Below are 3,036 nucleotides of genomic sequence, written 5' to 3'. Positions count from 1 at the left end.
CGAGCGGCCGGAGGCGGTGACGCTCTTCCTCGGCGGCCAGCAACGCCTGCGCAACGGCCGCCGCGCCGAGGCGCTGACCGCCTTCCGCGCCGGCGCCGACATCCTGCGCGCGCGGCAGATCGGCCTGCCGGTCGCGCTCGTCGTCCCCTACCTCGATGCGCTGGACCAGGAGGCGACGGCCAATCCCGGCCAGTCCCCGGCGCTGCGCTCGGAGATGTTCGGCGCCGCGCAGCTCGCGCAGCGCAGCAGCACGGCGCGCTATGTCCAGCAAGCCTCGGCCCGGCTCGGCGTCTCGGAAGGCAACCAGGCGGTGCAGGGCGCGGTGCGCGGCCTGCAGGACGCCGACCGCGAGTTGCGCGAGCTCTTCGCCGAGCGCGACGCGAGCGCGGGGCAGAACGCGGCGCTCGACGACCGCATCGCCGCCGCGCAGCAGCGCCGCGCCCAGGCGGAGGGCGAGGTCGCCGCCGCCGCCCCGGGCTATCGCCAGCTCCTCCTCGCCGCCGTCGATGCCGATTCGGTCGCCCGCGCCCTGTCGCCGAAGGAAGCGCTGCTGACCATGCTGCTCGGCCCGCAGGCGGGCTTCGTCATGGTGGTGCGCGACGGGCGCGTCGATGCACGCCGCATCCCGGCGGGCGAGGAGGCCGTGGCCGCACTGGTCAACCGGGTCCGCCGCTCCTCCGAGATCGGTGCCGGCGGCGTGCCGCGCTTCGATGCCGATGCGGCGCACGAGTTGCACCGGCTGCTGATCGCCCCGCTTGCCGGCGCGTTGGGCGGCGCGGAGACGCTGGTGGTCGCGCCCGACGGGCCGCTGCTCGCCCTGCCCTTCGGCCTGCTGCTGGCCGAACCGGCGCAGCCGGAGGCGCTCGGCGGCGCGGCCTGGCTGATCCGCCGCCACGCCATCGTCCATGTGCCGAGCCCGCAGACGCTGGTGACGCTGCGCGCCGCCGGCACCGGGTCCACCGCACCGCTGCCCTATGTCGGCTTCGGGGATTTCGTGCCGCCGTCGGCGGCGCAGTTCACGCGGTCCTTCCCCGCCGATCGCTGCGGGCGGGATGCGCGGCTGGCCACCGGGCTCGGGCGGCTGCCGGGGACGCGGGCGGAGGTCACGGCCTCCCGCGCGCTGCTCGGCGCGGCGCCGGACCGGGCGATCCTGGGGGCGGACTTCACCCTGCCGAACATGCGGCGGCAGCGGCTCGACCAGTACCGCGTGGTGCATCTCGCCACCCACGCGCTGCTGCCGGGCGAATTGTCCTGCCTGACGGAGCCATCCATCGTGGCCTCCCCGCCGGCCGGGGCGCCCTCGGCCGACCCCGCCTTCCTCAAGGCGAGCGAGGTGCTCGACATCAAGATGGATGCGGACCTCGTGATCCTGTCCGCCTGCAATACCGGCGGGCCGGGGGGCGAAGGCGGCGGCGAGGCGCTCTCGGGCCTCGCGCGCGCCTTCTTCTATGCCGGGGCGCGGGGGCTGATGGTGACGCATTGGGCGGTGGACGACGCCGCCGCGGCGCTGACCGTCGCCGACACTCTGCGCCGCCAGCAGGGCGGCGCGAGTTCGGCGGCCTCGCTGCGCGGGGCGCAATTGCTGATCCTGGACGAGGCCGGGCGGAACCTGCCGGCCGCCTTCGCCCACCCATACTACTGGGCGCCCTTCGTGCTGATCGGGGACGGGCGGCGCGGCGGCGCCCCGGCTGGGACCACCGCCGCGGCGCCGGCGCCGACGCAACTGTGACGCGGCGCCAGTGCCCGAAGCTTGTCATCCCGCCCGATGACGACATCTTGGCCTCGAGCCTGTAGCATCGCACCGATACGGATGCCGGACGCCGGAGACTCCAGGGGCCCATGCTGCCAGCCGAGCTGAACCAGAAATACGAGGTGCGCGGCACGCTCGGCGCCGGCGCCATGGGCACGGTGTACGACGCCGTGGACCGGATCATCGAACGGCGCGTCGCCATCAAGGTGGTCAACCGCCCGAACGAGAGCGACCCCGAGGCCGTCGAGGCGCATGCCCGCTTCCGGCGCGAGGCCCAGGCCGCCGGCCGCCTGTCCCACCCGAACATCGTCGGCGTCTACGACTACGGCGAGAACCAGACCCAGGCCTGGATCGTGATGGAACTGGTCGAGGGCGGCAGCCTCAAGGGCCGCATCGACAAGAACCAGCGCTTCACCATCCCCGAGATCGTGCGGATCATGGGCGAGGTCTGCGCGGCGCTGAACTATTCCCACCAGCGCGGCGTGGTGCACCGGGACATCAAGCCCGGCAACATCATGATGACCACCGACGGCCAAGTGAAGATCGCCGATTTCGGCATCGCCAGGCTCGAGAATTCCTCGATGACGCAGGTGGGCACGCTGATCGGCACGCCGTCCTACATGGCGCCCGAGCAGTTCCGCGGCGAGCCGGTGGACCTGCGCGCGGACATCTGGGCCGCGGGCGTGATGCTCTACCAGTTGCTGACCGGGGAGAAGCCGTTCGAGGGCGGGTTCTCGGCGGTCATGCACAAGGCGCTGCACACGGAGCCGCCGCCGCCGTCGCAACTTTCCGTCACCACGCCGCGGGCCTTCGACGCGGTGATCGCGCACGCGCTCGCCAAGCGGCCGGATGACCGCTTCCGCTCGGCGGCCGAGTTCGGGGAGGCGATCCGCGCCGCCGCCGCAGCGCCGGCCGGCGGGCCGGAACCCGTGGGCCTCGCCGGCCTGCCGGGGCTGAACGAGGACGCCACCGTCATCACCGCCCGGCCGGGGCCGACCGGCGGCACCATGCAGCGCCCCGCCGCACCGTCATCCGGTGCGTCGCCGGCGACGGCGGCGAAGAAGGGCCCGCCGGTTGCGGCGATCGCCGGCGGGGCGGGCGCGCTGGTCGTGGCCGCCGCCGCGGGCTGGTATTTCCTCGCCGGCCCGGGCGCCGGGCCGGACCCTGCGCTGGTGGAACGCCAGCGGCAGGAGCAGATCGCCCGGGAAGCCTCTGCGCGTGAGACGGCTGCCCGCGAGCAGGCCGCCCGCGAGGCCGCGGCACGGGAAGCCGCGGCACGCGAGCAG

The 3,036-nt window shown here is 74.5% G+C and carries 2 protein-coding genes; both read left to right on the top strand.

Annotated features, from left to right (window positions below; translation table 11 throughout):
• Nucleotides 1–1,729: CHAT domain-containing protein (locus GXW76_RS25095; RefSeq protein WP_211864869.1), on the top strand; the 1,729-nt coding region annotated here is incomplete at its 5' end.
• Between the two features lie 110 nt (nt 1,730–1,839).
• Nucleotides 1,840–3,036 (top strand): serine/threonine-protein kinase (locus tag GXW76_RS25090; protein WP_211864868.1); only part of this gene is annotated, 1,197 nt, incomplete at its 3' end.

Origin of the sequence: Neoroseomonas soli (assembly GCF_018129065.1) — a bacterium.
In the GTDB taxonomy this organism is placed as follows: Bacteria; Pseudomonadota; Alphaproteobacteria; order Acetobacterales; family Acetobacteraceae; genus Neoroseomonas; species Neoroseomonas soli.
This window is presented reverse-complemented; position numbering and strand designations above follow the sequence as displayed.